Here is a 25271-nt window from a genome sequence, read left to right on the forward strand (position 1 = left end):
AGGCTCCTAAGGTACCGCCGGTAAGTTATGCTCGAAACGCTAATGTACCGCCGGTACGCTGTCAAGATACCGGCGGTACCTAAGTTAGGGTTGACGCATGACGTTCCAGCGGGCGCGCAGCGAGGAGCAGCGCGCGGCCCGTCGCCAGGCAATCCTGGAGACGACCTCGGCGATGCTCGACGAGATGCCGGTGGCCGACGTGACCCTCAACGAGCTGAGCCGGCGGGTCGGCCTGGCCAAGACGGCGGTGCTGCGCTATTTCGAGTCCCGCGAGGCGGTGCTGCTCGACCTCCTCGACGACCGGACGACGACCTGGCTGGCCGAGCTGGAGCAGGAGTTGACCCGGGGCGTCGAGCCGGACCGATCCGCGTCGGAGCGGGCCGAGCAGGTGGCCGACGTGCTCAGCCGGTCGCTGGCCGCCGAGACGGTGCTCTGTGATCTCTTCGGCGCGCAGGGCGGAGTGCTCGAACACAACGTCTCGGTCGAGGCGGCCCGCCGGCACAAGCGGGCCTCGCTGGTCAACCTCGCGGCGATGGCCGGCCTCATCCGCCGGCACCTGCCCGAGGTCGGCGACCGCGCCGACCTGTTCTGCCTTCAGGTCCTCATCGTGGCCGGCGCGTTCTCCGCCTACAGCACGCCACCGCCGAGCCTGCTCGCCGTCTACGAGTCCGAGCCGACGCTCGCGGTCTACCACATCGACCCGCAGACAGCCCTGCGCATCGCGATCATCACGCAGCTCGTGGGCGTCCTGCCGCGCGCCTGACTCCGACCCACCCCGGCCGTTCCGGGCTGAGCCTCGCGATATTCGGTGGCCCTGGGGCTTCGTCCGGTCTATCGTGGCCCGCCGTGCTGTCAAACGAAGAGATCATCGGACGGGCCCTGGATCGGATCGAGGCCGGGTACGTCTTTCCGGCGAAGGTCGCGGACATCGACGCCACGATCCGGCGTCGTCTCGCGGCGGGCGAGTACGACGACCTGGACGGGCCAGCGCTCTGCGAGACGGTGACCGCCCACCTTCAGCAGGCGTGCCCGGACAGGCATCTGCGGCTGCTGTGGTCGGACCAGCCACAGTCGCTGGATCCAGCGGACGAGGACGGGGGCAAGGCGGCGTTCCTCGCGCTGCTCCGGACGGAGAACCAGGGCGTCCGCCGGGTCGAGCAGGTGGACGGCAAGGTCGGGCTCATCGACCTGCGGCGCATCGCGTACGCCGACGCGGGGGCCAGCGTGATCGGCGCGGCCATGCAACTGGTCGCCCTCAGCTCGGCGCTCATCCTGGACCTGCGCGCGTGCTCCGGCGGAGCGCCGGAGGGAGCCGCGATGTGGTGCAGCTACTTCTTCCGCGACGACCAGGTGCACCTCAACGACTTCTACGAGCGTTCCACCGGCGCCACCCGCCAGTTCTGGACCGCCGCGCACCTTCCCGCGCCGCGCTACCTGGACCGCCCGGTCTTCGTGCTCACCAGCGCGACGACGTTCTCCGGGGGCGAGGACGTCGCGTACACCCTCCAGGCGCACGGTCGAGCCGTCGTCGTCGGTGAGACGACACGGGGCGGCGCCCATCCGACGGCCCGCCACGCGGTCACCGAACATATCCTGGTGACCGTTCCGACCGCCCGGACCATCAACAGCGTCACCGGGACCAACTGGGAGGGCGTCGGAGTGGTCCCCGACGTACCCGTGCCGGCCGACCAGGCGCTCGACACGGCGCTCAAGGCCATCGCGGACGCCTAGGGCATGCGGCCGAGACCGGATGCCGTCATGCCGGGGACCTGTCTGACGTCCTCGACCTCGTACCGGGCCACCGACGGCAGTGAGCTGCCCCTGTTGGTCTTCGAGCCGGGTGACGGCACACCGCCGCGCGCGGGCGTCGTCCTGTTCCACGGCGGCGCCCTGCGCGGCGGATCACCCCACGGGCTCGCGCCGCACTGCCGGGCGCTGGCGTCGCGGGGAATCCTCGCGGTGTCGGCCGGGTACCGGCTGCTCGGTCTCGGCGCGACCAGCATCGACGACTGCCTCGCCGACGTGCGGCGCGCGGTCGCGCAGTTCGGCCGACTGGCGGCGTCGCGCGGGCTCGCTGCGTCGCAGCTGGCCTCGGGTGGCAGCTCGGCCGGCGCGCACCTGGCGATGCTGGCGGCCCTGACGCCGTCCCGCGCGGCACCGGAGCCCGGCGTCGCGGCCGTGGTGGCCCTCAACCCGGCAGGACTCAACCTGGGCGTCCGCACGCCCGACGCGCAGCGCCGCCTGGAACGGCAGGTTGGCCTCGACGCGGGCAGGTTGATTGAGTATTCGCTGATCGAGCGGGTCCGGCCGGGCAATCCGCCGACGCAGATCCACCACGGCACCCGCGACGAGGTCGAGCCGATCGACTGCGCGCGGCGCTTCCGCGACGCGATGGCGCGCGCCGGCAACGAATGCGCCCTCCTCGAGTACGAGGACGCCGAGCACGGATTCCACTACCCCGGCGACGGCGGGCACTTCGACGACGTCATCGACGCCACGGCGCTGTTCCTCCTCGGCCGCCCGGGAAGGAGGAACACCGCGCACGGCGGCTCCGCGGGATCGGAGGTCGCTAGGCGTCGCGGCGCAGTGTGAACCAGAAGGTCGGCACCGCGTTGGTGCCCGGTGTGACGTCGACAAGTGCCCAGCCGGGGAACCTGGCGCGGACTTCGTCCGCGGTGACGCCGGCCGCCCACGACGCGATCTCGGTGGTCGGATTGTCGAGTGGCTCGGGGCCGTACCCGAACATCAGCAACAGTGCCCCGGGAGCGGCGCGGTGGGTGAGCCCGGCAGCGTAGGCGTCGCGGCGATGCAGTGGAATTCCGCAGTAGCAGCTCAGGTCGAAGAACAGGTCGAAGGGGCCTGGCACGTCCAGCTCGTCGAGGCGGGTGGCGTCTCCGTGCCGCACCCGTACCGCCACTCCCGCCGCCGCGACCTTCTCCCTGGCCAGGTCGACGGCGCTGTCGATCAGATCCACGGCGGCCACCTCCCAGTCGTGCCGCGCGAGGTAGACGGCGTTGGTCCCCGTGCCGCAGCCGAGTTCGAGGGCCCTACCGGGCGGCAGCGCGTTGCGCCCCTCCACCAGGTCGACCAACTCGGGCGGTGTCACGCCGGTGTCCCATGGCGGCGTGCCGGCGCGGTAGTAGCTCTCCAGTGCGCGGCGAACCGCTTCCTCCTCCTGGTCCCGCTGCGGGGAGGCCGGGGCGGGGGCCGACCCCTGGGCGGCGTTGGGCTGCGTCATCGTCTCCTCCAAGAATTTAGAGTTAGACTCTAGTGACATACTCTGAAGATAGGCTCGCATCATGAACACGGTCAAGAGGCCGGACAAGCGAGCCGAGCGCTCGCACCGCACCCGCCAGAAGGTCATCGACGCGGCTCGCGAGCTGTTCGTCGCGCAGGGGTACGGGGCGACGAGCCTGCAGGAGGTGGCGGATCGTGCGGGGGTGGCCGTCCAGACGGTCTACTTCGTCTTCCGTAACAAGCGCACCCTGTTCAAGGACGTCGTCGACACGTCCATCGCCGGGGACACCGAGCCGGTCGCCACCATGGACCGGGAGTGGTTTCGCGCCGCGTGCGCCGAGCCCACCGCAGCCGGGCAGTTACGCGCACACGTGCACGGCACCGGCGAGATCCTGGGCCGGGTCGCCCCGATCATGCCGCTCATCGCGGCTGCCGCAGCCACCGACCCGGAGATCGCCGCACAGTGGACGGATGACCCCGACCCGCGTTACACGGTGCAGTACGCAGCGGCCGAAGCCCTCATGGGCAAGCCCGACGCCCGCCCCGGCCTCTCCGTCGACATGGCGGCTGACCTGCTGTTCGGCCTGCTCAGCCCGCAGCTCTACCTGATCTTCGTCCGCGACCGCGAGTGGTCACCGGAGGCGTGGGAAGAGTGGGCCCGCACCGCCCTGACCACCCAACTCTGCGCCGACCCCGACTGATCCGCCGCCGAGCGCGCGCGGTGGTCGTAGCCAGACCGGCCGGTGTTCACTCGTACTCAAGAAAATTAAGGTTTGGCTCTTGGAAGTTCAGGATTCTTAAGCTACAACTTTAAGTATGACAGAGCAGGCGATGGACTGGCAGGAACTGACCAGCCTGACGCGAGGCCAGCCGTTCGTCGTCGAGCGCGTGCGCCTGGCGAGCAACGGCGTCGCGATCGAGGGCGCGTTCGAGCTACCGCAACTGGCCCAGCTCAACGTCGAGGACCAGGTCTTCGTCACGGCGTTCGTGCGCTGCCACGGTTCGATCAAGGAGATGGAACGCATCTTCGGGGTGAGCTATCCGACGATCAAGTCACGGCTCAACCGGATCACGCAGATGCTCGACTTCGTCGAGACCGATCCCGCGCCGTCCCGGGCCGACATCATCGACCGGTTGCGCCGCGGTGAGATCACGGCACAGCAGGCGTTGGCCGAGCTGGACGGCCGCTCATGATGCCCCAACTGGTGACCGTCCGGGTCAATCGCCCCGCCCGCCGACCCGTCCGTTTCTGGGTTCCGGTGCTCCCCGTGGTGCTCGTACTCCTGCCGGTTCTGGTCCTGGTCGTCCTCGCGGCGATCGTGGCCTGCCTCGTGTTCCGCATCCGGGTGATGCGGGCGCTCGGCGCCGGATGGCGCGTCGTCTCCGCGCTGCCCGGCACCCGCTTCGACATCGAGCAGGGCCACTCGGCCGTGCTCGTGGCCATTCGATAGGAGAGGTTCGCATGACCGAACAACGCAAGGACATCCTCGACATGCTTGCCGCCGGCAAGATCACGACCGAGGAGGCGGAGCAGCTCATCGCCGCCCTCGAACGGGACCAGGCCCCGACGGTGGCGGGTGCCGACGCCCGGCCCAAGGGGAAGGTGAAGTACCTGCGGGTGGTGGTGGACGCCACCGACAACGGCGAGCCGTCGCGGGTCAACGTGCGGGTGCCGCTGCAACTGCTGCGGGCCGGCGTGCGGCTGGCGGCGCTGGTGCCGCCGCAGGCCCTGGTCAAGGCCAACGCCTCGCTCAGCGACTCGGGTGTGCCGATCGACCTGACACAGCTCAAGCCCGAGCAGTTGGAGGCGCTCGTCGAACACCTCGACGACGTGACCGTGGAGGTGGACTCCCCCGATGCCACCGTGCGGGTCTTCTGCGAATAGCCGCCGTCCGACGGGACGGCCCCTCGAGAGGGTGCTGCAACACCCTCCCGAGGCTGCGCCCGCCGCAGCGGAGCGCAGGTGAAGTGCCAACCTGAAGTCTAGCCACTCCTCAACGACCAGCGAAGGGACCACTCGGGCGAGTGGTCCCTTCGCCGCATCCCGCCGCTGCGCGCCCGCCCGTCCGCTTGCCGAGCCGCCCACTCGCACGCCAAGATCCGCACAACTTCCCTGTTACTGCTGCCTCCGCCACCCGGGAGACAGCAACATCCCTGATGTTGTGCGGATCTTGGGAGCGGATCAGCGTGGCGGAGGCACGCTGATCGGCGAGCGGGGACTCGCCGACCTGGTCAGCCCGCCCGGCGGAAGGATCGCGATCACGACTCGCGCTTGGCCTTGCTGCGCCGGGGCCGCCGACGAGGGGTTTCGCCGCCGCCGGCAAGCCGGGTGAAGGTCAGCATGTTCGCCAGCGCCACGGCGACGATCGCGAGGCCGACCTGGATCGCGAGCACGATCCAGTCCCAGCGCAGCACCCACACCTTCACGCCGGCGTCGTCGTCGACGTGCAGGGCCCGGGCGACCACGGTGCCCAGCACCGCCGAGCCGACGCCGAGAACGAACGTGGCGAAGATGCCGATCCGCTGCCGCCCCGGCAGGATGAGCCGGCCGAGCAGGCCGACGAGTGCGCCGATGAGCACCGCGCCGAGATAACCGGTTACCAACATTGCTGTCTCTCCCCTTCCAGCAGTGTCGGAATACATGCCCGGATCTCACGTTCGCGGAAACCCGACCCCCGATACGCTGACGGGCCTTTCACCCCTTTGCGAAGGACGTACATGGCCCGCCCCTACCGCCCCGGGCCGAAGCAGTTCGTCTTCACCGCCGGTGACGGCACCACGCACCAGGTCTCGGTGAGCGACCCGCAGGAGGCCTACGTGGCGTTCTCCGCGTTCTTCCGGGGCCGCGAGTCCGCCACGTACACGATCAGGGACGAGCCAGCGCGGCAGACTTTGGTGCTCATGCCCCACCTGGGAGTGATCTCCCGGATCGAGGAGGCGGACCCGCCCCGGTCGGCACACCTGCGGATCGATCGGGCCAATCGCTACCTCCCGAGCGCGATGCTGTTCTTCGAGAACGGCTATCGCGGCCTCGACCACTTCGGCCAGTGGTTCGCCGACCTCGCCGACCTCGACGCGGCACCGGAGGACCGCGGGGCCGCGCGCGCCGCCACGATCACGACGGAGGCGGCGGCGCTCGGAGAGGTCGCCCGGATCTGGGCGGACTCGGGCTACGTCGACCCCAGCGACAGGTACTACGTCTTCTTCGACGGGCACGACATCGACGACGACCGCGCCGAGCGGGCTGCTCTGCTGCCGCTGATCGAATTCCTCGGCCTCGAACGGGTCGATACCCCGGCCGAGGCCGCCGGGGGCGAGGTCTGGGTACGCACCGACCCACGCCTGGTCGCCGAGTGTGCCCGCTGGTCGTGAACAGTCAGCCCGACCAGCATCGGCAGGTCAGCGGCGTAGGCAGAAGGGATGGCCGGCCGGGTCACGCAGGACGCGATAACGGTCCGGCGCGAACTGCTGCTCTTCCTTGACCGCTCCGAGTTCGATCGCGCGCGCCTCAGCGTCGTCGAGGCTGTCGGGGTCATCGGCGGCCAGGTCGAAGTGGATCTGCTGCGACCGCTCACCCGAGGGCCAGGTCGGTGGCTGGTAGCCGTCGACGCGAACGGCGCCGAGCAGCAGCGGCCCCGCCTTGACCGCACAGAAGTCCGGTGTCTGGACCGCGACCTCACCGTCGAGCATGGCGGCCCAGAAGCGGGCCAGGTCGGCCGGGTCGGGGCAGTCCAGGTTGATCGCGGCGATGTGAGCTACCGGCATGGCTCCTCCAGAGGGCGGGACGCTGATCGACTCTAGCACCCAAAATGACGGTTCACTCTTTTTACTCGGCCATCTCATCGGGCCGCCGCCCGACGCCGGGACGAACGCTCGCGGGCCGGCAGCGATCGGGCCCGCCTAGTCGTTGATGATCGCCATCAACGCCGCGGCATAGGGCGCGGGGTCCACGTCGCCGCGGACCGCCAGTTGCAGGCTATAACTGACGCAGAGGGCCACGAAGGCTTCGGCGATTTGTCCCGCCCGTGGGCGCTGGCGGTCCGGCACCAGCTCGGCGATCGCGGCCCGCATGGCCGAGAGCTGTCGTTGCACAACGGCCGCCAGCAGCGGCGACACCGCCGCCTCGGCGTAGATCTGGGCAACCAGCCGGGCGTGGTGGGTGTCCCGTGCCTGGGTACGCACGTACTCGAGGAAACCCCCCACCGCCTCGGCGGTGAGCGCCCTCGGCAGCGCGTCGGTCCCCTGTTCGCAGACCGCGACGACGATCTCGTCCTTGCTCGTGAAGTACCGGTAGATGGCTCCGTTCGAGAGCCCGGACTCGGCGACAATGTCGGCCATCGACGTGTGGGCGAAGCCGTGGCTGGCGAACCGGGCGCGGGCGGCGTCCACGATCTGCTGGCGGCGAGAGTCGAGATGGGCTTGACTGACCCTGGGCATAAAGAGTGACCCCTCGTTTTTCTTGCTACTGTCGAGAGCGTACCTCCTCGCACCGCAACTCAGGAGCCCACCATGCGCTACCAGACCTTCGGCCGTCTGACCGGACTGCGCGTGTCGCAGTACGCGCTCGGGACGGCGAACTTCAGCACCTCGGACGCCGGCGCCGGCCCGGAGGCCTCGCGACAGATCTTCGGGGCCTTCGTCGAGGCCGGCGGCACCACGTTCGACACCTCCAACCTCTACCGGGACGGGGAGGCCGAGACCGTGCTGGGCGGGCTGCTCGGGCGTCAACGGGACGACTTCGTGATCATCACCAAGTACAGCGGGAGCAGGCAGGCCCCGCCGCGCCCCGGCACGACCGGCAACAGTCGCAAGATCATGGTTCGGTCTCTCGACGCGAGTCTGCGCCGTCTGAACACCGACTACGTCGACATCTTCATGCCGCACTTCCCCGACGGTGTCACGCCGATCGAGGAGATCCTGGCCGGGTTCGACGACCTGATCCGCTCCGGCAAGATCCTGCACGGCGCGCTGTCCAACTTCCCCGCCTGGCGGGTCGCCGGTGCCGCGGTCCACACCGACCTGCGCGGCCTGGCACCCCTGGTCGGCATACAGACCGAATACAGCCTGGCCGAGCGATCCGCCGACCGGGAGCTGCTGCCGATGGCGCAGGCCCACGGCCTGGGCGCGATCCTCTACTCCCCGCTGGCCGGCGGCCTGCTGACCGGCAAGTACCGGCAGGGCGCACCGGGCCGGCTGACCGCCCGGGGCGACGCGGTCGAGGGCACGGCGCAGCGCACCGCTGTCGTCGACGCCGTACTCGCGATCGCCGAGGAACTCGGTGTGAGCGCGGCCCAGGTCTCCCTGGCCTGGCTGCGTCGCCGGGCGGCACTGGCCTCCACGGCCATGATCCCGATCGTCGGCCCGCGCACCCCGACCCAGTTGGAGGAATACCTGAAGTCTCTCGACCTCGACCTCAGCGACCAGCACTACCGGCGTCTGGACGACGTCAGCGCCATCCGGCCCGGCGCCCCGCACGAGGATGTCGCGGCCGCGCTGGATCAGGGCGTCGACGGCGACCGCACCCTGCTCGACCGTCCTGTCGTTCCCGCCATCTGATGCCGGAAGTTCGTCGCGGCGAACTGCACGTGACCCGGAATTCACCGGTCCTTGCGCAGCAGGAGGGTCACCGCCTCGCCGTCGGCCGTGCCGAAGGCGCCGTCGGTGGGGTGGCCCAGCGCGGCGCCGAGGGTGCGTACGTGCAGGTCGACCACCGCCTCCACCAGGTCGGCCAGCACGGACACCGCACCCCGGCCCCGTCGCCAGCCCACCACGCACAGACCGAGGCCGACGACCGCCGCGGGCCACCACAGCAGGCCGAGCGCCAGGTACAGCAGCCCCCAGCCCACCCGTCGGGCGGCGGCGGCGAAGTCGGCCTGCGCGAGGGCGAGCGGCCCCCGGGTCTCCTCGGGCAGCAGCAACCACAGCCGGGGCCACGCGGCGGCCAGGTCCAGGCCGTAGCCGGCCCGCACCCGTACCGCCGTGGCCTGCATCCGGTCACCGATCCAGGTCGGCCGGTCCGGCTCGGTCAACGCGATCCGGTCGCAGGCGCGGGCGAGCGCCTGGGTGTCCGGCAGCGGTCCGGCGGCGTCGGCGGGCGACCGCAACCGGCGTGCCTTGTCCCGCAGGGCGTTCTCGTACCGGTCCATGGCGGCGTTCCACCGGCGTCGCCGCCGGCGGGTCACGGCATCGCCGACCCGACCCCAGTCCTGCGTCCACAGGGCCACGACCAGGCGTTCCAGACTCTGGGCGGCCATCGCGGCGACGACACCGCCCAGCACGACACCGAGCACGATCAGCAGCGCGGATCCGGTGCTGCGCGTGGGTGACCCGAGGGCGAGCCGGTCCACCTCCCGCCGCAGCAGCGCCAGGTCCCACCAGTGGGCGTGGCCGAGCCGCAGCGCCACGGCGGCCATCGCCACGAACACCACACCGGGCAGCGCCAGTGCGGCGAGCCACCGCTCCGCCAGCTTGCCGCCGAGCGAGGCGATGAGCGCGTTCACCGGTCCATCCGGAACGCCGGCAGCGGGCAGTCCCACACGGCGCAGCGCGGTGGCGGGCCGCCGTCCGGCCGAGGTATCTCGACCCGGTCGCACAGGTCGGCGGGGCACACCTGGACCACCTCCGGGCGGCGGCCGCGGATGCCGGCCAGCGGCAGGTAGCGGTCTCCCCGGACGGTCGTGTCGCCACCGACCAGCCCGGCGAGGCGCATCAACTCGGTCACCTCGGCCAGCACCGCGTCCACGCCCTGGTCGGACAGCGAGCGGTCACGCAGCCGCGTCAGCGCGCGGGTCGGCTCCGGGCCGAGCAGGTCGCCCACCTGCGCGATGTCCGCGCAGATCCGGGCCAGCCGGGTCGCCCGGTCGTCGTCGAGTCGCCTGTCCGGAACCGATTGACTCATCGGCTGATTATCCCCTGTCGATGTGGCGTCCGGCTGGCAGGCTGGGGAGCGACCGCGAGGGGAAGGTGTGCCGGTGAGTCGCTACGCGAGGGACACCGTCGACCACTGGCGTCGGGTGGCGGCCGGGCAGCGGCGCGGCGAACGGCGTTGGACCGAGGCCCAGGTGGAGCTGGGGGCCGCGCTGCTCGACCGGTACGAGGCGGACCGCGCACGGGAGGGCCTGATCGAGGCCACCGTCGTGCTGGAGGCCGCGATCCGCACGATGGCCGACTCCTTCCTGGCCGAGGAGTTGGGTACGACGCACGGTGTCCGCGCGCTGACCACGTACACCGATGTGCTGCTGGCCAGGGCCCGGATCGAGAGTGCGCCGCAACTCCTGGACATCGCCGAGCAGTATCTGCAGTTCGCCGAGGACGCCTCGGCCGACCTCGGCAACAGCGCGGTGCTGATGCTCAAGAAGTGCCAGGTCTATCGGGTCCGGCACGACTTCGACGGCTCGGTCGACACGCTCTACCGGCTCACTTCCATCGCCAACATGGCCGAAAACTGGATCAGCGCGGAGCACCTGCCCGCGTTGCGGGGCATCCACGCGGAGGCGCTGGTGCGCGCCTACCAGCTCACCGGGGTGGAGGACTACGTCGACGAGGCGTTGGAGCTGCTGTCCTCGGTGGACGCCGTCGGGCCCCACCAGGACCAGATCGTCGTGCTGCGCGCCCGGTGCCTGCTGGCCCGGGCGTCCGGGACCACCCACACCGCCGACGTCGAACGGGCCGTCGCGGTGCTGCGGGAGCACACCCCGCAGGGCAACGATCCGCGTTTCCTGCTGGGGCAGACCTTGCTCACCCTGGTCGACCGCACCGGCCGCGCCGAGTTGCTGGGCCAGGCCTGGGAGGAGTTCGCCGCCGTGGTGAACACCGTCGGAGAGCGGCATCCGCACCATCGGACGGCGCTCGCCAGCCTCTCCACCGTCGGCATGAAGACGCACCAGTTGACGGGCGACGTCTCCGCCCTGGAAGTGGCGATCGGCCTGCTGCGCCGGGCGCTCGCGCTGTCCGTACGCGGCGAGGCCAACCACGCGTCGTACCTGGACCAGTTGGGCTACAGCCTGCGGTTGCTCTACGACGCCACCGGGGAGCCCGCCTACCTGGAGGAGTCGCTCGCCCTGCTGCGCGAGGCGCTGGACGCCCTGCCCGCGCGCGATCCGCAGCGGGTTGAGACCGGCTTGTCCATCGCCCAGGCGTTGCGGGCGACGTACCTGCGTACCGGCGAACCCGCCCTGCTGACCGAGGCCGCGGAGCGGGCGCTCGCCGCCGGCCGCATCGAGTCCGGCGCCGTGCCGGTCCGGATTCAGGCCTTCGACAAGGCGGCCTACACGCTGACCGCGCTGGATCGGTGGCGGGAGGCGGCGGACGCCTTCGACGAGGCCATCACGCTGCTGCCCCGGCTGGCGTCGCGCGGGCGTACCCGGCACGACCAGTACGCCGACCTCGGCTCGACGGCCGGGCTGGCGGCGACCGCCGCCTCCTGCGCGATCGGCGCGGGGCAGCCGGAGCGGGCCTTGGAGCTGTTGGAGCGTGGGCGGGGTCTGCTGCTGCACCAACGGTTGACGGCGGACGGCGAGTGGGCGGCGCTCCAACGCGCCGACGGGCGTCTGGCGGCCGACTTCCAGCGGATGCGCCGCGACTTCGAAGCGCCGGCTCCCGAATCGTCCCGGCCCACCACCTTTGGTCGGGACCGGGAGACCGAGTGGAACGTGCTGCTGACGACGATCCGGGAGCTGCCCGGCCTGGGTGACTTCCTGCGCCCGCCCAGCGCACGGCAACTGCTCGACCAGGTCGACGGGACCGTGATCGTGCCGATCGCGAGCGAGTTGCGGTGCGACGCGCTCATCCTGCGGGAGCACCGCGTGACGGTGCTGCCCCTGCCGGATCTGTCGCTGAGCGACGCGGTGACGCAGTTGCGGCTGCTCCAGGAGGCCACCACCACGGCGTCCGATCCGTCGGTGGACGCGCGGAGCCGTCTGCGCGCCCAGTCGGTGCTCGGCGGCGTACTCAATTGGTTGTGGTCTGCCCTGGTCGAGCCGGTGCTGGACGCGATCGGCGCGCCCGGGGCGGTCGGCGAGCTGCCGCGCGTCTGGTGGTGCCCGGTCGGCCCGCTGGCGTTCTTTCCCCTGCACGCCGCGCAGGCCGACGCCGGCCGGTCCGCCCTCGACCGGGTGGTCTCCTCCTACACCCCGACGGTGACCGCGCTCGCCCGGCGACGCACCGCGCAGCGGCAGTCCCGCCGCGACGCCCGGTCCTGCGTCGTGGCGATGCGCGCCACCCCCGGCGGTCTGGGCGCGCTGCCCAGCGCCGAACGCGAGGCCGCGTCGGCGGCGCGGGCGCTACCCGGGGCGTGGCTCGGAATGGACGCGCGGGCCACCCGGGAGGAGATCCTGGACCGGCTGGCCGACTCGGCGTACGCGCACTTCGCATGCCACGCCGTGGCCGATCCGCACGACCCGGCGCAGGGCCGGCTGATCGTGCACGACCACCAGGACAGCCCGCTCACCGTGGCCGACGTGTCCCGGCTCGACCTGGAGGCGGAGTTCGCCTTCCTGTCGGCCTGCGCGACCGCCCAGGCCCCGCCGACCCTTGTCGACGAGGCGCTGCACATCACCGGCGCCTTCCAACTCGCCGGGTTCCGGCACGTCATCGGCACCCTGTGGGAGGTCGACGACGCGATCTCCCTCGCCCTGACCACCGCCTTCTACGCGCACGGCGACGCGACCTCATCGGCCGCATACGCGCTGCACTCGGCCGTACGCGGGCTGCGGGACCGCTATCCGCTCGCGCCGACGCTGTGGGCGGCGCACATCCACACCGGCGGCTGACCCCCGTTGGGATCAGCGGGTACGCCGGACCAGCGCGCGGGCCCTTTCCGTGTCGGGATGGGTCGGGCCGTGTACGCGTTCGCACCCGGCCAGCGCGGCCCGCGCCGCGCTGCCGGCCCGCCGGTCACCCGCCTCGATGAGCAGTTGGGCGAAGAGCATCCGCATCTCCAGGGTTCCGGGATGATCGACGCCCCGGCCCCGCTCACTGTCCGGCAGCGTGTCGGCCAGCAACCGGATCGCCTCAGCCGGCCGCCCCGCCCCGGCGAGCGCCCTGGCGAGGGAGTGCCGGGCGTGCAGCGAGACACCGTCGGTGGTGCTGAGCGCGCGCCCCGCGTCGTCGGCGAGCGCCTGGGCCGGGTCGACCGCCTCGGCCGCCCGGCCGGAGTCGAGCAGGACGACAAGCAGGTTGCTGCGCGCCTGCAGCGTCACCGGGCTGGTGGGCCCCAACGTCCTGGTCATCCGCCGGACCACGTCCCGCAGGGCCCGCTCGGCCGGCTGGCTGTCGCCCCGCAGGTGTTGAAGGCCGGCCAGTTTCATCTGGCAGGCCAGGGTGTCCGCGTCGTCCCGGCCCAGCGTCCGCGCCATACCGTCGGCGACCCGCCGCAGCAGCGGCTCGGCCTCGTCCATCCGACGCAACTCGATCAGCAACCAGCCGAGGTTGTTGCCGCTGCGCAACGTCTCGGCGTCGTCGTCGCCCAGCACCCGGCGGCGTGCCTCGTAGACGTCCCGTTGCACCAGTTCCGCCTCGGCGTGCGAACCGCGCTGCCAGAGCGCGAAGGCCAGGCTGTGCTTGGTGCGCAGGGTGTCGGGATGCTCCGCCCCCTGCGCCGAACTGCGCAACCCGACGACCTCCTGGTACACGGTCACGGCGTTGTCGACGTCCCTGGTACGCATCAGCTCCTGCGCGTAGCGGTGTCCCGCGTCCAACGTCCGCGGGTCGGCCCCGCCGTACTGCTCGTGGAAGGCGTGGTACTGCAGGCCGAAGGCGGTCGGACCACCGATGGTCTGCGTCACCGGGGGACGACCGCCGCCGCTGACGGTGATCTCGATGACCGGGCCGGTCGGCTCCGGTTCACGCGGTGGCTCGTCGTCACGCTTACGGCTGCGGTTGAACCATCTGCCCACTGCGCGCACCTCCAGCGGTGTCGACGACCTCACGGCCCGTCACAGGGAGCAGACTATCGATCCTGGCTGATTCCGTCGCCGCAGGTTCTCAACGGGTGAGGCCGACGAGCGGCGTCGGTCGGTACGTCATCAGGACGACCCCGGAGGCGAAGGGTTCGGCGGACACCAGCTCCAGTCGTACGGGCGGCTGACCGCTGTCGAACAGCGCCTTGCCCTGGCGGAGGAAGACGGGGTGCACGAGGAGATGGATCTCGTCGATCAGCCGGAGATCGGCAAGGGACCGGATCACGCTGAGGCTGCCGTAGACCACGATGTCCCCGCCGGACCCGCGCTTGAGCTCGGCGATCTCGTCGGGGTCGATACGGGCCAGTCTCCGGGTGTTGTTCCAGGTCGCGGTGTTGCCGGAGGCGGAGACGACGATCTTCTCCAGCGCGTCGACGCGCTGGGCATATCCTCGGACCTCGTCCGGCTCGTCGGGGTTCTGGGCGGCCAGCGGCCAGTAGCTGGCGAAGTCGGCGTGGGTGACCCGGCCCAGCAGCAGGCTGCCGGCGTTGTCCACCAGGCTCCGCTCGTACCGCTGAAGTTGCTCGCCGAACAGCAGCCAGTCCATCTCGTCGTCCGGACCGGCGACGAACCCGTCGAGCGTGGTCCACATCGACACGACTATCTTGCGCATACCCTCGTCCTCTGTGCTGGTTCGGGCTCAGTGACCGCCGCTGAGCGCGGCTCGGACGGGTTCGGGTGTCCGGCTCGGGAACCGCTGCTGGAAATCGACGAGTCCGACCCAGGTGGGGCGCAGGCCGATCCGGACCATCCGCAGGCCCGGCTTGTCGATCGCCTCCAGGTAGGCGGCACCCACCTCGTCGCCCATCCCGGCGCGCTGGATGGTGGCGTACTCGGGTAGGACGCCGTCGACCTCCGCCAGGGTGACCTTCCCGCGCAGCATGAGCACCTCCGGAAGCCCGTCCGCCGTGTCGATGCAGATGGCCACGTCCGGCCGGGCGCGCAGGTCACGGATCTTGTAGGTGCCGGCGAACGCGCCGACGACCAGTTCGTCGCCGGTCCACAGAAAGTTCACCGGGATCAGCCGCGGCGTCAGGTCCCGGCTGGTGTAGGCGAGGCGTGCCACGGGCGCGCCGAGCAGGCGTTGCGCCAGGGCGGTGTCCAGCAGCTTCAGATCACCTTGCGGCAGGTTCGCGGCCTCGGCGATGGGCAGGCTCATGAGAGTCAACGTAGAGGGTCAACTCCTACAGAACAAGTGCAACTCCTAAATTAGGATCGAGGTAGGCTGACGGTCATGAGCGGCGTGCGTAGCTATGGGGATCCGTGCGGTGTCGCGCGTGGACTGGACGTCATCGGGGAGCGGTGGGCGCTGCTGGTGGTCCGCGACCTCCTGCTCGGCCCCCGGCGTTTCAACGACCTGCTCGGCGGACTACCCGGCGTGAGCCCCAACGTGCTGAGCCAGCGGCTGCGCCAACTGACCGAGCAGGGCGTCGTGCAACGGCGGGACCTCGGGCCGCCGACGCGGGTCCACCTCTACGAGCTCACCGAGTGGGGCCGCGCCCTGGAGCCCATCCTCCTGCAGTTCGGGCGCTGGGGAAGCCAGTCACCGCAGATGCCCGACGGCGCTCTGGGCGTCGACTCCCTGCTGCTCAGCGTCAAGGCGTCCTTCGATCCGGCGCGAGCCCCGGAACTCGCCGGCACCTACGCGTTCCACATCGACGCCGACACGATCCTCGCCGAGGTCGCCGAGGACGCGGTGCAGATCCGTCGCGGCACGGCGCCCGACCCCGACGCGACGCTCACCACCGACATCGACACCCTCCGGGCCGTCTGCGGCTTTGAGATCACCCTCTCGGCGGCAGTGGAGTCGGGCGCGTTGCGCCTCACCGGCGACGAGGACGCCCAGCGGCGCCTCACCGACCTTCTGCTGACCCCGTTCACGTGATGAGGCCGACAAGCATCGCCAGTCGCGCCACGCCGGCCGGCGCCGGCTGCGCGCGGGCGACATCGGCGATGAGAGTACGCATCAACGGGCCAGACGCACGGTATCGGCTTGTTGGGCAACTACGCTGCGCACTACTCTCCTGACCGACAGCACTTGTCAGCCGTCCGCTTCTCTGATGGAGGTCACCATGAAGCTGACCAAGCTCTACAAGGATCCCGGCTCGGGTGGGAACGGGTGCCCTACCGTCTACCTCGGAGAGAGCGGGGAGCTTGTCGTTCAGGGGAACCTCATCGACGAGGACACCGTCGGCCAGCTGGAGAACGTTCTTCCTGGTGAAGGCGCGGTGCGGATTCCCGCCCAGGTTCTGCTCGGTGCCATTGAGCGCTACCGCCAGTCCGAGCAGCGGTGATCGAGCGTTGACCCGGTCGTTCACGTCCCTCGATGACGACGAGTTCAACCAGCTGTTCCGCGACTTCCGATACACGGCCTACCGGCTGGAGACGCTTCAGCAATACGACGTGTCGTACGAGCAGGACGAGTTCGCGCGGTTCCTGGCGGGTGAGACCCGCGGCGAGTTTCCGGGGATCGCGGCTTGGTGCGACACCGTGCGGGCGGCGGTGTCGGCGGGCAAGCGCATGCACCGGGTCCATGTCATCACCGAGCCGCTGTCGGATTACGTGCGGTTCGAGTGCGGCTGGGCCTACGAGCACACCGTCGAGGCAGGCGAGGACGTCCGCCTCATCGTGGTCTCCGACGACGACTGGCCGGCCGCGTTACCGCACTACGACTACTGGTTGTTCGACTCAACGCGGCTGGTGGCCATGTACTACGACGAGGAGGGGCGCTTCGTCTCCGGCGAGTTGGTCAGCGAGGCAGATCAGATCGTGCAGGCCAATCTGTGGCGTGATGCGGCCGTCGCGGCATCGGTCCCCTATAGGAAGGTCACAGACCAGCGACAGATCAAGGTCCCATGACTGATCGCTCGCCGACGGGGTGGCAGCGTGCGGGCCTCCAGCCGCCGCGTCAACTTCCCCGCAACGCGACCGGCTTCGTCAACCGCGAGCAGACCCTCACCCGCCTGGACGCGGCATTGCCGAGCGATGAAAACCACTCGGTTGCGGGCCTCCCGATGACCGTGGCTGCCATCGCGGGCGCCCCCGGCGTTGGCAAGACAGCACTGGCCGTCCATTGGGCTCACCGAGCACGCAGCTGGTTCACCGACGGCGATCTCTACGTCGACATGCGCGGCTACGGCCCTGGTCCAGCCCTCGATGTCGGCCAGGCATTGGACACGTTGCTCCGCGCTCTGCACGTACCGGCGGAGCAAATCCCCACGGACACTGACGGACGTGCTGCCCTGTTCAGGTCCGTCCTGAGCGGCAAGCGCGTCCTGATCGTGGTGGACAATGTGTCCACCGTCGGTCAAGTCCGGCCGCTACTCCCGGCCACACCGACCTGCATGGCGATCGTCACCAGCCGCAGCCGACTTTCCGGCCTCGTGGCACGGGAAGGAGCGTCACGGATGACTTTGGACGTTCTGTCTCCTGACGAGGCAATCGCGCTGCTCAGCGACAGCATCGGCGGGGACCGCGTCGGCGCGGAGCCGCACGCCGCCGCTGAACTTGCTCGCCGCTGCGCCTACCTCCCCCTCGCTCTGCGGATCATCGGGGAGCGTATCGCCAACTCTCCCCATGTCACCCTCGCGGATTTCGTGGCAAATCTCGCCCTGACCGAGCATCAACTTGACGCCCTCGCGGTCGACGATGACGAGCTTTCCGACGTACGGGCGGTGTTCTCGTGGTCCTACCAGACGCTGCCCACCGACACGGCACGGTTCTTTCGACTACTCGGCCTTCACGCCGGCTCCGACATCTCGGCGGCGGCAGCGGCGGCCCTCGCTGGCGTGAGTCTGCCCCGAGCCCGCAGTCTGCTCGACCAGCTCACGGCAGCGCACCTGGTGCAGAACCCCGCCCGCGACCGATACCTGTTCCACGATCTTCTCCGCGCCTACGCGCTCGAACGAGCACAGGCCGAGGAGGCGCCCGAGCAGCAGCGCCAATCACGCCGCCGTGTCTACTCCTGGTATCTCTTGATGGCCGAAGAGGGCCGCAAGGTCATTCTGCCGTACTCGCATGCCGTGGACTTGGCCCCAGCCGAACCAGGCGTCGCCCTCGCCGCTCCACGCACGGTGGCCGAGGCGATGGCATGGTTCGAACGTGAGCGGCTGAACCTTCTGGACACCGTCCGGCAGGCCGACGATCTGGGAGAACTCGACATCGCCTGGCAACTGCCGGTGGTCAGCGACGGTTTCTTCGAACTGAGGTCGTACTGGGCCGACTGGCGCGATATCCACCTCATCGGCCTGCGTGCGGCACGCTCGGCCGGATCGCGTCTCGGCGAAGCCGCCAACCTCCGCTGCCTCGGCGACGCCTACTGGCGCACAGGGGAGCGCGCCACCGCGCTCGACTGCTATCACCAAGGCGTCGCCGCGAGCCGTGAGGTCGGCGACCACTGGGTGGAAGGATTTTGCCTTCGCGGCCTGGGCCTCATCCACGAGGAGCTTGGGCAGACCGACGAAGCCATGGAACTCTACCGGCAAGCGCGAGAGGTCTTCCGCCGCCACGACGTCACCCGAGGTGAGGGCATGTCGTTGCTCAGCCTCGGCAACGGGCACCGCGCACGAGGACACTTCGACACGGCCATCGCCCATTACCAGGAAGCAGTCGCCATCCTCGGCAGCATCAACGATGACTGGAGCGTCGCCTGGGCCTCCTATCCCCTCGGCCTGGCGTATCAGCAGCTCGGCCGACTCGACGAGGCCCTGGAACGGCACACGCACGCCCTGGATCTGTTCCGCAGGTTCGACGACCGACGCTGCGAAGGACTCACGCTGGCAGCGCTTGGCGACACCCATCACGCCGCAGGCCAGCACGAAGACGCGCAACGCTGTTGGCAGCAGGCACTACAGATCCTCGATCCCCTGGCAGATCCCCATGCTGGTGTCGTTCGCAGCTCTCTCGCGCAGATCGGCAGCGACCAGAGCACCTAACCACGCTCGAGTGCCGTCGTAGCGCCGGCAGGCGTCGCGTCAACTACGCGGGGGCTGCCGCATGCCGTCGCCGACGCCGTTTGCGAAGCTCATGGGTGACGCCCCAGAGCCCGACGAACACGAGCGCTATCCCGCCGAGCGCGACCAGATACTCCGCCCCGTCTCGGGACACCCACAGCCGGCCCCGCTCCGGGGCATCCGGTGAGTAGAGGACCGTGACGGAGTCACCGTCGCGGTTGGGGGAACCGCTGCGGGTGACCAACTCCCAGCGGAGCACCTGCCGTCCATCGGGGACGGCGTACTGAAACTCGTAGTACGTCCCATGGCGACTCGCGCGTGGTGGCGTCTCAGATGAGCTGATCACCGTGGCGCTGGTGTAGACCTCCCCCGGCCACCCTCGATGATCCCAAACGATCGTGACGCCGAGACCGGTCACCAGGATTCCGCACATGATTGCCGTCAGCGCGGCCCGCAGCGCCGAGACACCAGTGGGATTGCGGTACTCAGCCATGGCCGAGAGGTTATCCGCGCCACGCAAGGGGTTGCGGGGTGGGCACGATCCCCAGTCCACCGGCTGGCTGATCGTCGGCGTGGCGCAGCGCCCGAGGCAACTCCCGATTGAGGCTGATGACTCTGAGGCATCAAAATGCCACTGAGTCATCAACCTCATCGGAGTACCCGCCCCCACGCCCTGGTGCGACGAACCCGCCGACCAGTCCGAACAGCTCGGTGGGCGTACCGATTCATCGGGTGAGGCCGACCAGCGTCGCCAGTCGCGCCACGCCGGCCGGCGCCGGCCGCGCCCGCGCACAATCGGCGATGAGGGTACGCGCCAGAGGCCGCCCCCGAACCTCGGCCGGCGCGACACTGTCCGCGTCGACAAGCGCCCGCGCCGCCCCGCGCAGGTCCCCGGCGTGCACGTACACCCGCGCGGCGTCGAGCAGGTACGCGCCCCGATACTCGGCCGGCAACCACCGCCAGCCCTCCCGCCGCACCACGATCGAGTGCCGCCGTAGCGCCTCCACCGAGTTGTCCCGCGCGGCGGCCAGAAGCACCCGCACCAGCTCGACGGCGACCGGGCCGAAGCTGGTGCGGTGCTGATCGTCGTACCCCCGAAGGTTTGTGGCGACGCCCGCGGCCCGGTCGGTCAGCGCGGCGGCGTGCCGGTGCTCGCCGCAGCCGGCAGCGGCGAGGGCGGCCTGGAGCAGCAGCGTCCCGCCCACGGCCCACTCCCCCGCCGACCGCTGCGGCCGGACGCGGTTCGCGGCGGCGAGCGTCGCGGCCAGGGCCAGGCGGTCACGGCCCGACGCGCGCAGCGCCTGCCCGACCGACACGGCCGCCGTCGCCGCGAGGACCGGGTCGTCACCGGCGGCACCCATCGCCCGGTCGGCGGCCAACCAGGCAAGCTCGGCCTCGCCGAGCTTGACCAGCAGCGACGAGGTGATCCGGTACGCCGACACCAGCACCTCCGCCGACCGGGCACCCTGGGCGGCGTCGAGCAGGCCCGGCAGCACCCGCAGCAACTCCCCGTAGTGCGCATGCTGATAGGTCAACCAGGCGTGCCCGACCTGCCTTCCTGCCTCTTCCGGCGTCTGCTGGGTGGCTTCCGGGGTGTCGTAGCGGGCGAGCGCGGCCCGGATGTCGTCCACCCCGTCCGGCGTGCCCGCCGGAGTGCCGCGCGGCTGGCCGAGCAGCGCCTCCGGCTCGACCCGCAGGACGTGAGCGACCTCCTGGATCACCGAGTACCGGTCCAGGGGGCGGACGCCCCGCTCGATCTTGTCGACCCAGCTCTTCGACCTGCGCAGCCGGTCGGCAAGCACCTGCTGGGTCATCTGCCGCCGAACCCGCCAGCTCGCCACCCGCCGCCCGATCGGAACGTCATCCCCTGTCACGCCGCCACCGCCGGTCCGGGACCGCGCGGGTCGTGTCCTCCACGGGTACGCGCTCCGCCTCGGCCTGCGCGAGAATGCGCTGCTTGGCCGCCTCCCGCTCGGCAGCTTCAGCCTGTTCACCCTCGCTCGACTGCTCGTCGCCTCGCACGCCCACCTCCATCGACCAGTGGGCACGGCGTCAGCCATCCAACCCGTCACCCACCACCATCGTCGATGCGAAAATCGGTGCCGTACCAGGCGAAACGCGTCCGTTACGGGGTAGCGGACAGGCGAAGGTGGTGGACCGTCTCGGCCACTTCACGGGCGAGTTCCCGGGACGCTGCGGCAAGGGCGATGGCGTCTGCTGCCGCGAGGGTTTCGCGAGCCGCCGCCGCGTCCCCGGCCTGCGCCTGTGCGACGGCGAGGTGCAGCTCAGAAGCCGAGTCGCCCGCTTCGGTCGACTACGCAGTCACGTCCGATCAATAGGACGCCGAGTAACGACCTCAGGTATACGGGTGCTTCCGCACGTCCGCGGACGACAATGCCGATAGTTCAGACGTGACGGCGACAGTCGGCAGCGTTAGCGTGACGGATGGCAATCCTTGACCCGCAGGGGTTGGAGAGCTGCCACCAGCCGACCTGGGGTGATCGCGATGACTGAAGTGTCGTTCTCGGAGCGCATGCGCCAGCTTCGCGGCCAGCGTGGTCTGTCACTGCGTGAGCTTGCGAAGCAGACCTACTACGGCAAGTCCTACCTGCACGAGCTGGAGACCGGCGCGAAGCCACCCACCGCTCATGTCGCCCGACACGTCGACGACGCTCTTCACGCCGGTGGTGAGCTGTCCGCACTGGCCGCAACGCGTCAGGGCATCCGCCGTCGTGTTTTCGTCGCCGCCGCCGGCGTTACTGCCGCACTCCCACAAACCCTGCTCGCCCACGGTCGACATGTCGGGAGTGGCACGCCTGGGCAGCTGGCTGAGCGGACGGCGAGATTACGCCGACTCGACAACTATCTCGGTGGCGCTGACACCCGTCAGATCTACGCGGCCGAGGTGGAGACCACAACGCGACTGATCCAGAACGGCGTGTACGCAGAGCGCACGGGCCGTCGGCTACTGGCGGTCCTCGCCGAGCAAGCGCAGTTGGCCGGTTGGGCGGCGTTCGACGCGGGCGACCATCCCGACGCGGATGGCAAATTCCGAATCAGCCTTGCTGCCGCACGGGAGGCCGACGACAACGCTCTGATGGCGAACGCGATGGCATTCCTTGCGTACCAGCAACTCGCCACCGGGCGTCGGGGTGCGGACGTGGCCAGCGCGGCCTGCGAGGCCGCCGGCACCACGGCGACACCACGGGTGCGGACGTTGCTGCACCTGCGGGCTGCCTGGGCATCCGCTGTCGCTGGCGATGCGCCGGCCGCCGACCGGCATCTCGGAACCGGTACGACCCTTCTTGCCGAGCACGACAACCGGCCCGAGCCGGACTGGGTGTACTGGGTGGACGGCACAGAAGGCGAGATCATGACCGGCCGCTGCCAGACCGTGCTCCACCGGCCGCTTCGCGCAATTCCGGTGTTGGAGCGCGCCTTGGCGACCTTCTGCGACACGCAGGCCCGCGACAAGGCGCTCTACCTGTCCTGGCTTGCTGACGCCTACCTGGACGCGAACGAGATCGAGCAGGCGTGCCAGACTGCGACAAGCGCCGTACGCCTTGCCTCCGGCGTCGGTTCCGTCCGGCCACAGCAGCGAATTGACGCATTCCTACGTCGCGTGGAGCCGCACGCAGGGCTGCCGTGCGTCGCCGATCTTCGGGCCCTCGTCGCGGCTATGCCTCCGCGCCCTCGACGGAACGACTCAACCACTCCAGGTACTCCGTCGAACCCTGCACGATCGGAACCGCACTGACCTGCGGGTTGGTCCACGGATGCTCGTCCAGGACGAATCGCTCCAACTGTGGGTACCGCTCTGCTGTGGTGTAGAGCAGCACCTGCCACTCCTCGCCCGAGCCCTGTGCGCCGTGGTGCCAGAACACACTGGTGACGGGACCGATCACCTGTCCGCTCGCGGCGAGCCGGGCGGCGACTGCCCCCTTCGCGATCCGGACGCCGACCTCGCGTGTCTCGGTGGCCGTTGACACCTGGAGGTAGTCGCTCATCCGTTACACCCTAGCGGCATCGGGACACGACTCAGACCCTCCAGAAATGACAAACAGAACCATTGTCTGGTGTGGGCTGTTCGGAGACAGCCCGGCTGCGGACAAGCTCTGCCGGCCGATGCGCTGAGAGCCACCACCCGAGGGATCGTCTGGGACGCTCGTCGCCATTACTGTTCGCGCCGTGAATCTCGTGATCGATGAGAGCAGTCGCCGGGTACGCGAGTTCGTGTGCCAGTGCTGCGACACGCAGGCGGACCGGACCTGGGCCAACATCTACGAGGGCGACACCGCCTTCGCTGTCTACTTCGCGAGCTGCTATCACCACGACGGGGTGCACGAGGCCTGGATCGATGCCATCTTGGGGACGTGGGGCCAGGATCGCGTCGACGACCACATCACGTTCGGCTGCCGGGTCGGTCCCGTGGTCGGTTCCCCGGCCCCTGCCGCGACACTCGTCAACGGTGGCGAGGTGGGCGGTGACAGTCCGATCTTCGGGCGCAAGCTCAGCCGGGAAGAAGGGCTGCGCCACCCGCGGATCGCCGACTGCTCCGGCCATGGCCAGCCCTCTGGCCTCCTGGCCTGCGCAGTAGGCGTGCAGAGCGCGTTCACCGCCTGGTCCCGACGTGACTCCCGGGACAGCTCGATCATGGCCGGGAGGTCGTGCCGCAACTCCGCCTGATGCCCCTGAAAGGACAGGGCCGTCGCGATCAGATCCGTGTTGCCCGCCTCGGTGGTCCAGTCCAGGGCTCTCGCGCTCCACACCGTGGCCGCACGCTCCTCACCGCGGGCCGTGCACAGCCAGCCCGCGAACTGCGCCCACTGTGCCGCGACGTCGACAAGACGCGGCCGTACATCGAGGGACGCATCGCCCAACAGGCTTGTCACGGTTTCGAGATGAGCGCGGACCGACCCCATGATCGAACCAGAACCGAGGGCATCCTTCAATCGGCGATAGCCAGCCAGAAGCCCAACGAGTGCCGCTGCGGTAGCCCGATCGACCCGAGGCGGGTGTGGCCCCGTGTACGCCGAGCGACCGCCACCCTCAGGTACGTCGATGACGAGTCCCGCTAGGGCGCCGCGCGCCGCCAGCGCCTCGTCAAGTCGAGCCGCCACGTCGACGCTCCAACAGCGTTTGGGCTCCTGGCCATGCCTCCCTCCATCTCCCGCCTGCTGGACCGGGAAGCGGGGTGGGCCCTCACCGCACCAGGGGCAGCCCCTTGTGGACATTCTCGTGGTGACATCAAACAGCAACCTCGCCTCGCCGGTTCGTCACGCATTACGGGCCAGCACAAGCCGTTGTCGGAGGACAACTTGTTGAAAGGGGATACTTTCGCGTCTTCCCATGCCAGTCGTGGGTTCAGTTCCTGTCGAGTTGACCCAAGAGCCCGTGCGGTCCGTCGACAAGAATAAGGAAAGCCCTTTTCCGGTTCAAAATGCGACGCGTTGAGGCTTCCTTGATCTTTAGGACAGGAGCAGTTGATGATCGACCCTGGACAGTGCTTAGAGTCCCAGCATCGTATATCGCTGAGTTTGGACCCGCTACTCGACGACGAACGCTCTGTCAAGCAACGATACGGCTCTTAAATCTACACTTTAGTCGCGTGGCGCGGGACTTGACCGTACGTATTGTGCCGTAAAATCGTTCGTTCATCGTGCCGAGGAGGAATTCGTGCAGGTTCAGCGCATCGACATAAGCAAGTTTCGTGGCATCGACTCCACTTCCTTAGAAGACTGCGGAACCCTAAATGTTCTGATTGGCAAGAACAACTCTGGGAAGTCCACCATTCTAAACGCTCTAGATAGCTTCTTCTCGGTCATGTCGTCCGGATCCGTAGTTGCGCTCGGCAATACAAAAGAAGCCGAAAGAAACTCTGCCTTCGGCAAACCCTTCGACTTCCACCGTAACGAAAATCCGGCTTCACCAATCCGAATTTCCGTTTGCCTTCAGTTGACGATAGAGGAGACTCAAGAGATTGTAGCGGAACTCGTTTCCGAAGCACCTCAGATGAAGCATGCACTAGGTGTGCTGTCCAGGGAGGTTGGTCGAGGTTGTGTGACGACACGATCTGATGTCGTAGGTAGGTGAAGGCCTCCGGTTGTGGAGTGGAGCTGTCTAG

General features: G+C 69.5%; 30 protein-coding genes. 17 read left to right on the forward strand and 13 right to left on the reverse strand.

Translation table 11 applies throughout. The annotated features are described in order from the left end of the window. Window positions 1-97: 97 nt before the first annotated feature. The 3 genes from AB0B55_RS30780 to AB0B55_RS30790 all read left to right on the forward strand — a co-directional run bounded on the left by AB0B55_RS30780 (window position 98) and on the right by AB0B55_RS30790 (window position 2592). Entirely contained in the window at window positions 98-763 is a 666-nt protein-coding gene (locus tag AB0B55_RS30780) for a TetR family transcriptional regulator (protein WP_357175556.1), read from the forward strand. Window positions 764-846: 83 nt separating this feature from the next. Further along, on the forward strand, window positions 847-1731 hold the full coding sequence (locus AB0B55_RS30785) for a S41 family peptidase (RefSeq protein ID WP_357121943.1): 885 nt from the start codon (window positions 847-849) through the stop codon (window positions 1729-1731). A 27-nt stretch (window positions 1732-1758) separates the two neighbouring features. Next, on the forward strand, window positions 1759-2592 hold the full coding sequence (locus AB0B55_RS30790; RefSeq protein ID WP_357175559.1) for an alpha/beta hydrolase: 834 nt from the start codon (window positions 1759-1761) through the stop codon (window positions 2590-2592). Here the strand turns inward: AB0B55_RS30790 and AB0B55_RS30795 are convergent. Beyond that, the gene (locus AB0B55_RS30795; protein ID WP_357175562.1) at window positions 2570-3238 is read right to left on the reverse strand and encodes a class I SAM-dependent methyltransferase; all 669 of its coding nucleotides are present in this window, start codon (window positions 3236-3238) and stop codon (window positions 2570-2572) included. The genes AB0B55_RS30790 and AB0B55_RS30795 overlap by 23 nt on opposite strands. A 61-nt stretch (window positions 3239-3299) precedes the next feature. Here AB0B55_RS30795 and AB0B55_RS30800 point away from each other — a divergent pair, with 61 nt between their 5' ends. From AB0B55_RS30800 to AB0B55_RS30815, 4 genes are all read left to right on the forward strand, one after another. Continuing rightward, the gene (locus AB0B55_RS30800) at window positions 3300-3938 is read left to right on the forward strand and encodes a helix-turn-helix domain-containing protein (RefSeq protein ID WP_357175565.1); all 639 of its coding nucleotides are present in this window, start codon (window positions 3300-3302) and stop codon (window positions 3936-3938) included. 115 nt (window positions 3939-4053) lie between these two features. Then, window positions 4054-4431, forward strand: a complete 378-nt coding sequence (locus tag AB0B55_RS30805) for a DUF2089 domain-containing protein (RefSeq protein ID WP_357175568.1) — start codon at window positions 4054-4056, stop codon at window positions 4429-4431. An 11-nt stretch (window positions 4432-4442) separates the two neighbouring features. Further along, the gene (locus AB0B55_RS30810; protein ID WP_357175571.1) at window positions 4443-4688 is read left to right on the forward strand and encodes a hypothetical protein; all 246 of its coding nucleotides are present in this window, start codon (window positions 4443-4445) and stop codon (window positions 4686-4688) included. Between the two features lie 11 nt (window positions 4689-4699). Next, window positions 4700-5122 (forward strand): hypothetical protein, encoded by a 423-nt coding sequence (locus AB0B55_RS30815; protein WP_357175573.1) that lies wholly within the window; start codon window positions 4700-4702, stop codon window positions 5120-5122. A gap of 374 nt (window positions 5123-5496) precedes the next feature. On the opposite strand, the gene AB0B55_RS30820 is transcribed toward AB0B55_RS30815, so the two are convergent. Beyond that, window positions 5497-5844 (reverse strand): GlsB/YeaQ/YmgE family stress response membrane protein, encoded by a 348-nt coding sequence (locus AB0B55_RS30820; protein ID WP_357121922.1) that lies wholly within the window; start codon window positions 5842-5844, stop codon window positions 5497-5499. 111 nt (window positions 5845-5955) lie between these two features. On the opposite strand from AB0B55_RS30820, the gene AB0B55_RS30825 reads away from it, so the two are divergent. Next, complete coding sequence (locus AB0B55_RS30825; protein ID WP_357175576.1) at window positions 5956-6609, forward strand: hypothetical protein; 654 nt, start codon at window positions 5956-5958, stop codon at window positions 6607-6609. Window positions 6610-6636: 27 nt separating this feature from the next. Here the strand turns inward: AB0B55_RS30825 and AB0B55_RS30830 are convergent, their stop codons facing one another. Together AB0B55_RS30830 and AB0B55_RS30835 are read right to left on the reverse strand one after the other, a co-directional pair. Beyond that, window positions 6637-7002, reverse strand: coding sequence for a VOC family protein (locus AB0B55_RS30830; RefSeq protein WP_357121916.1), 366 nt, complete (start codon window positions 7000-7002; stop codon window positions 6637-6639). A 135-nt stretch (window positions 7003-7137) separates the two neighbouring features. After that, window positions 7138-7674 carry a TetR/AcrR family transcriptional regulator gene (locus AB0B55_RS30835; RefSeq protein ID WP_357175579.1) on the reverse strand — a complete coding sequence of 179 codons (537 nt, stop codon included), beginning with the start codon at window positions 7672-7674 and terminating at the stop codon, window positions 7138-7140. A 72-nt stretch (window positions 7675-7746) separates the two neighbouring features. On the opposite strand from AB0B55_RS30835, the gene AB0B55_RS30840 reads away from it, so the two are divergent. Beyond that, window positions 7747-8793: an aldo/keto reductase gene (locus tag AB0B55_RS30840; RefSeq protein ID WP_357175582.1), complete on the forward strand. Its 1047-nt coding sequence runs from the start codon at window positions 7747-7749 to the stop codon at window positions 8791-8793. Window positions 8794-8834: 41 nt separating this feature from the next. Here the strand turns inward: AB0B55_RS30840 and AB0B55_RS30845 are convergent, their stop codons facing one another. Then, window positions 8835-9737 carry a hypothetical protein gene (locus tag AB0B55_RS30845; protein WP_357175585.1) on the reverse strand — a complete coding sequence of 301 codons (903 nt, stop codon included), beginning with the start codon at window positions 9735-9737 and terminating at the stop codon, window positions 8835-8837. Continuing rightward, complete coding sequence (locus AB0B55_RS30850) at window positions 9734-10135, reverse strand: hypothetical protein (RefSeq protein ID WP_357121904.1); 402 nt, start codon at window positions 10133-10135, stop codon at window positions 9734-9736. The genes AB0B55_RS30845 and AB0B55_RS30850 overlap by 4 nt, the downstream gene beginning before the upstream one ends. Before the next feature lie 73 nt (window positions 10136-10208). On the opposite strand from AB0B55_RS30850, the gene AB0B55_RS30855 reads away from it, so the two are divergent. Next, on the forward strand, window positions 10209-13007 hold the full coding sequence (locus AB0B55_RS30855; protein ID WP_357175587.1) for a CHAT domain-containing protein: 2799 nt from the start codon (window positions 10209-10211) through the stop codon (window positions 13005-13007). A 12-nt stretch (window positions 13008-13019) separates the two neighbouring features. Here AB0B55_RS30855 and AB0B55_RS30860 read toward each other — a convergent pair whose 3' ends face one another. The 3 genes from AB0B55_RS30860 to AB0B55_RS30870 form a co-directional block, all read right to left on the reverse strand. Further along, window positions 13020-14132, reverse strand: a complete 1113-nt coding sequence (locus AB0B55_RS30860) for a tetratricopeptide repeat protein (RefSeq protein ID WP_357175590.1) — start codon at window positions 14130-14132, stop codon at window positions 13020-13022. An 88-nt stretch (window positions 14133-14220) separates the two neighbouring features. Next, entirely contained in the window at window positions 14221-14808 is a 588-nt protein-coding gene (locus AB0B55_RS30865; RefSeq protein ID WP_357175593.1) for a dihydrofolate reductase family protein, read from the reverse strand. A gap of 27 nt (window positions 14809-14835) precedes the next feature. Next, entirely contained in the window at window positions 14836-15354 is a 519-nt protein-coding gene (locus tag AB0B55_RS30870) for a pyridoxamine 5'-phosphate oxidase family protein (RefSeq protein WP_357175596.1), read from the reverse strand. Between the two features lie 75 nt (window positions 15355-15429). Between AB0B55_RS30870 and AB0B55_RS30875 the strand changes: the two genes are divergently transcribed. From AB0B55_RS30875 to AB0B55_RS30890, 4 genes are all read left to right on the forward strand, one after another. Continuing rightward, window positions 15430-16080 (forward strand): winged helix-turn-helix transcriptional regulator, encoded by a 651-nt coding sequence (locus tag AB0B55_RS30875; protein WP_357175598.1) that lies wholly within the window; start codon window positions 15430-15432, stop codon window positions 16078-16080. Between the two features lie 187 nt (window positions 16081-16267). Beyond that, window positions 16268-16489, forward strand: coding sequence for a hypothetical protein (locus AB0B55_RS30880; RefSeq protein ID WP_357121886.1), 222 nt, complete (start codon window positions 16268-16270; stop codon window positions 16487-16489). 7 nt (window positions 16490-16496) lie between these two features. Continuing rightward, window positions 16497-17054, forward strand: coding sequence for a DUF6879 family protein (locus AB0B55_RS30885; RefSeq protein ID WP_357121883.1), 558 nt, complete (start codon window positions 16497-16499; stop codon window positions 17052-17054). Next, window positions 17051-19129, forward strand: a complete 2079-nt coding sequence (locus AB0B55_RS30890; RefSeq protein ID WP_357175601.1) for a tetratricopeptide repeat protein — start codon at window positions 17051-17053, stop codon at window positions 19127-19129. Before AB0B55_RS30885 ends, AB0B55_RS30890 begins: the two co-directional genes overlap by 4 nt. Window positions 19130-19172: 43 nt before the next feature. Here the strand turns inward: AB0B55_RS30890 and AB0B55_RS30895 are convergent, their stop codons facing one another. The 3 genes from AB0B55_RS30895 to AB0B55_RS30905 all read right to left on the reverse strand — a co-directional run bounded on the left by AB0B55_RS30895 (window position 19173) and on the right by AB0B55_RS30905 (window position 21169). Continuing rightward, window positions 19173-19640 (reverse strand): DUF3592 domain-containing protein, encoded by a 468-nt coding sequence (locus AB0B55_RS30895; protein ID WP_357175603.1) that lies wholly within the window; start codon window positions 19638-19640, stop codon window positions 19173-19175. A 232-nt stretch (window positions 19641-19872) separates the two neighbouring features. Beyond that, window positions 19873-21021 (reverse strand): helix-turn-helix domain-containing protein, encoded by a 1149-nt coding sequence (locus AB0B55_RS30900; RefSeq protein WP_357175606.1) that lies wholly within the window; start codon window positions 21019-21021, stop codon window positions 19873-19875. Further along, a complete protein-coding gene (locus tag AB0B55_RS30905) occupies window positions 21008-21169 on the reverse strand; it encodes a hypothetical protein (protein WP_357175609.1) in 162 nt (53 codons plus the stop codon). The genes AB0B55_RS30900 and AB0B55_RS30905 overlap by 14 nt, the downstream gene beginning before the upstream one ends. 484 nt (window positions 21170-21653) lie before the next feature. On the opposite strand from AB0B55_RS30905, the gene AB0B55_RS30910 reads away from it, so the two are divergent. Beyond that, window positions 21654-22904 carry a helix-turn-helix transcriptional regulator gene (locus AB0B55_RS30910; RefSeq protein ID WP_357175612.1) on the forward strand — a complete coding sequence of 417 codons (1251 nt, stop codon included), beginning with the start codon at window positions 21654-21656 and terminating at the stop codon, window positions 22902-22904. Here AB0B55_RS30910 and cutA read toward each other — a convergent pair. Next, window positions 22825-23154 carry a divalent-cation tolerance protein CutA gene (cutA, locus tag AB0B55_RS30915; RefSeq protein WP_357175615.1) on the reverse strand — a complete coding sequence of 110 codons (330 nt, stop codon included), beginning with the start codon at window positions 23152-23154 and terminating at the stop codon, window positions 22825-22827. The two genes, AB0B55_RS30910 and cutA, sit on opposite strands and share 80 nt — an antisense overlap. Window positions 23155-23335: 181 nt before the next feature. Here cutA and AB0B55_RS30920 point away from each other — a divergent pair, with 181 nt between their 5' ends. Further along, a complete protein-coding gene (locus AB0B55_RS30920) occupies window positions 23336-23833 on the forward strand; it encodes a hypothetical protein (protein ID WP_357175618.1) in 498 nt (165 codons plus the stop codon). A 990-nt stretch (window positions 23834-24823) separates the two neighbouring features. Further along, window positions 24824-25240 carry an AAA family ATPase gene (locus tag AB0B55_RS30925; protein ID WP_357175621.1) on the forward strand — a complete coding sequence of 139 codons (417 nt, stop codon included), beginning with the start codon at window positions 24824-24826 and terminating at the stop codon, window positions 25238-25240. Window positions 25241-25271 lie beyond the last annotated feature (31 nt).

The organism is Micromonospora sp. NPDC049107, assembly GCF_040648595.1.
In the GTDB taxonomy this organism is placed as follows: Bacteria; Actinomycetota; Actinomycetes; order Mycobacteriales; family Micromonosporaceae; genus Micromonospora.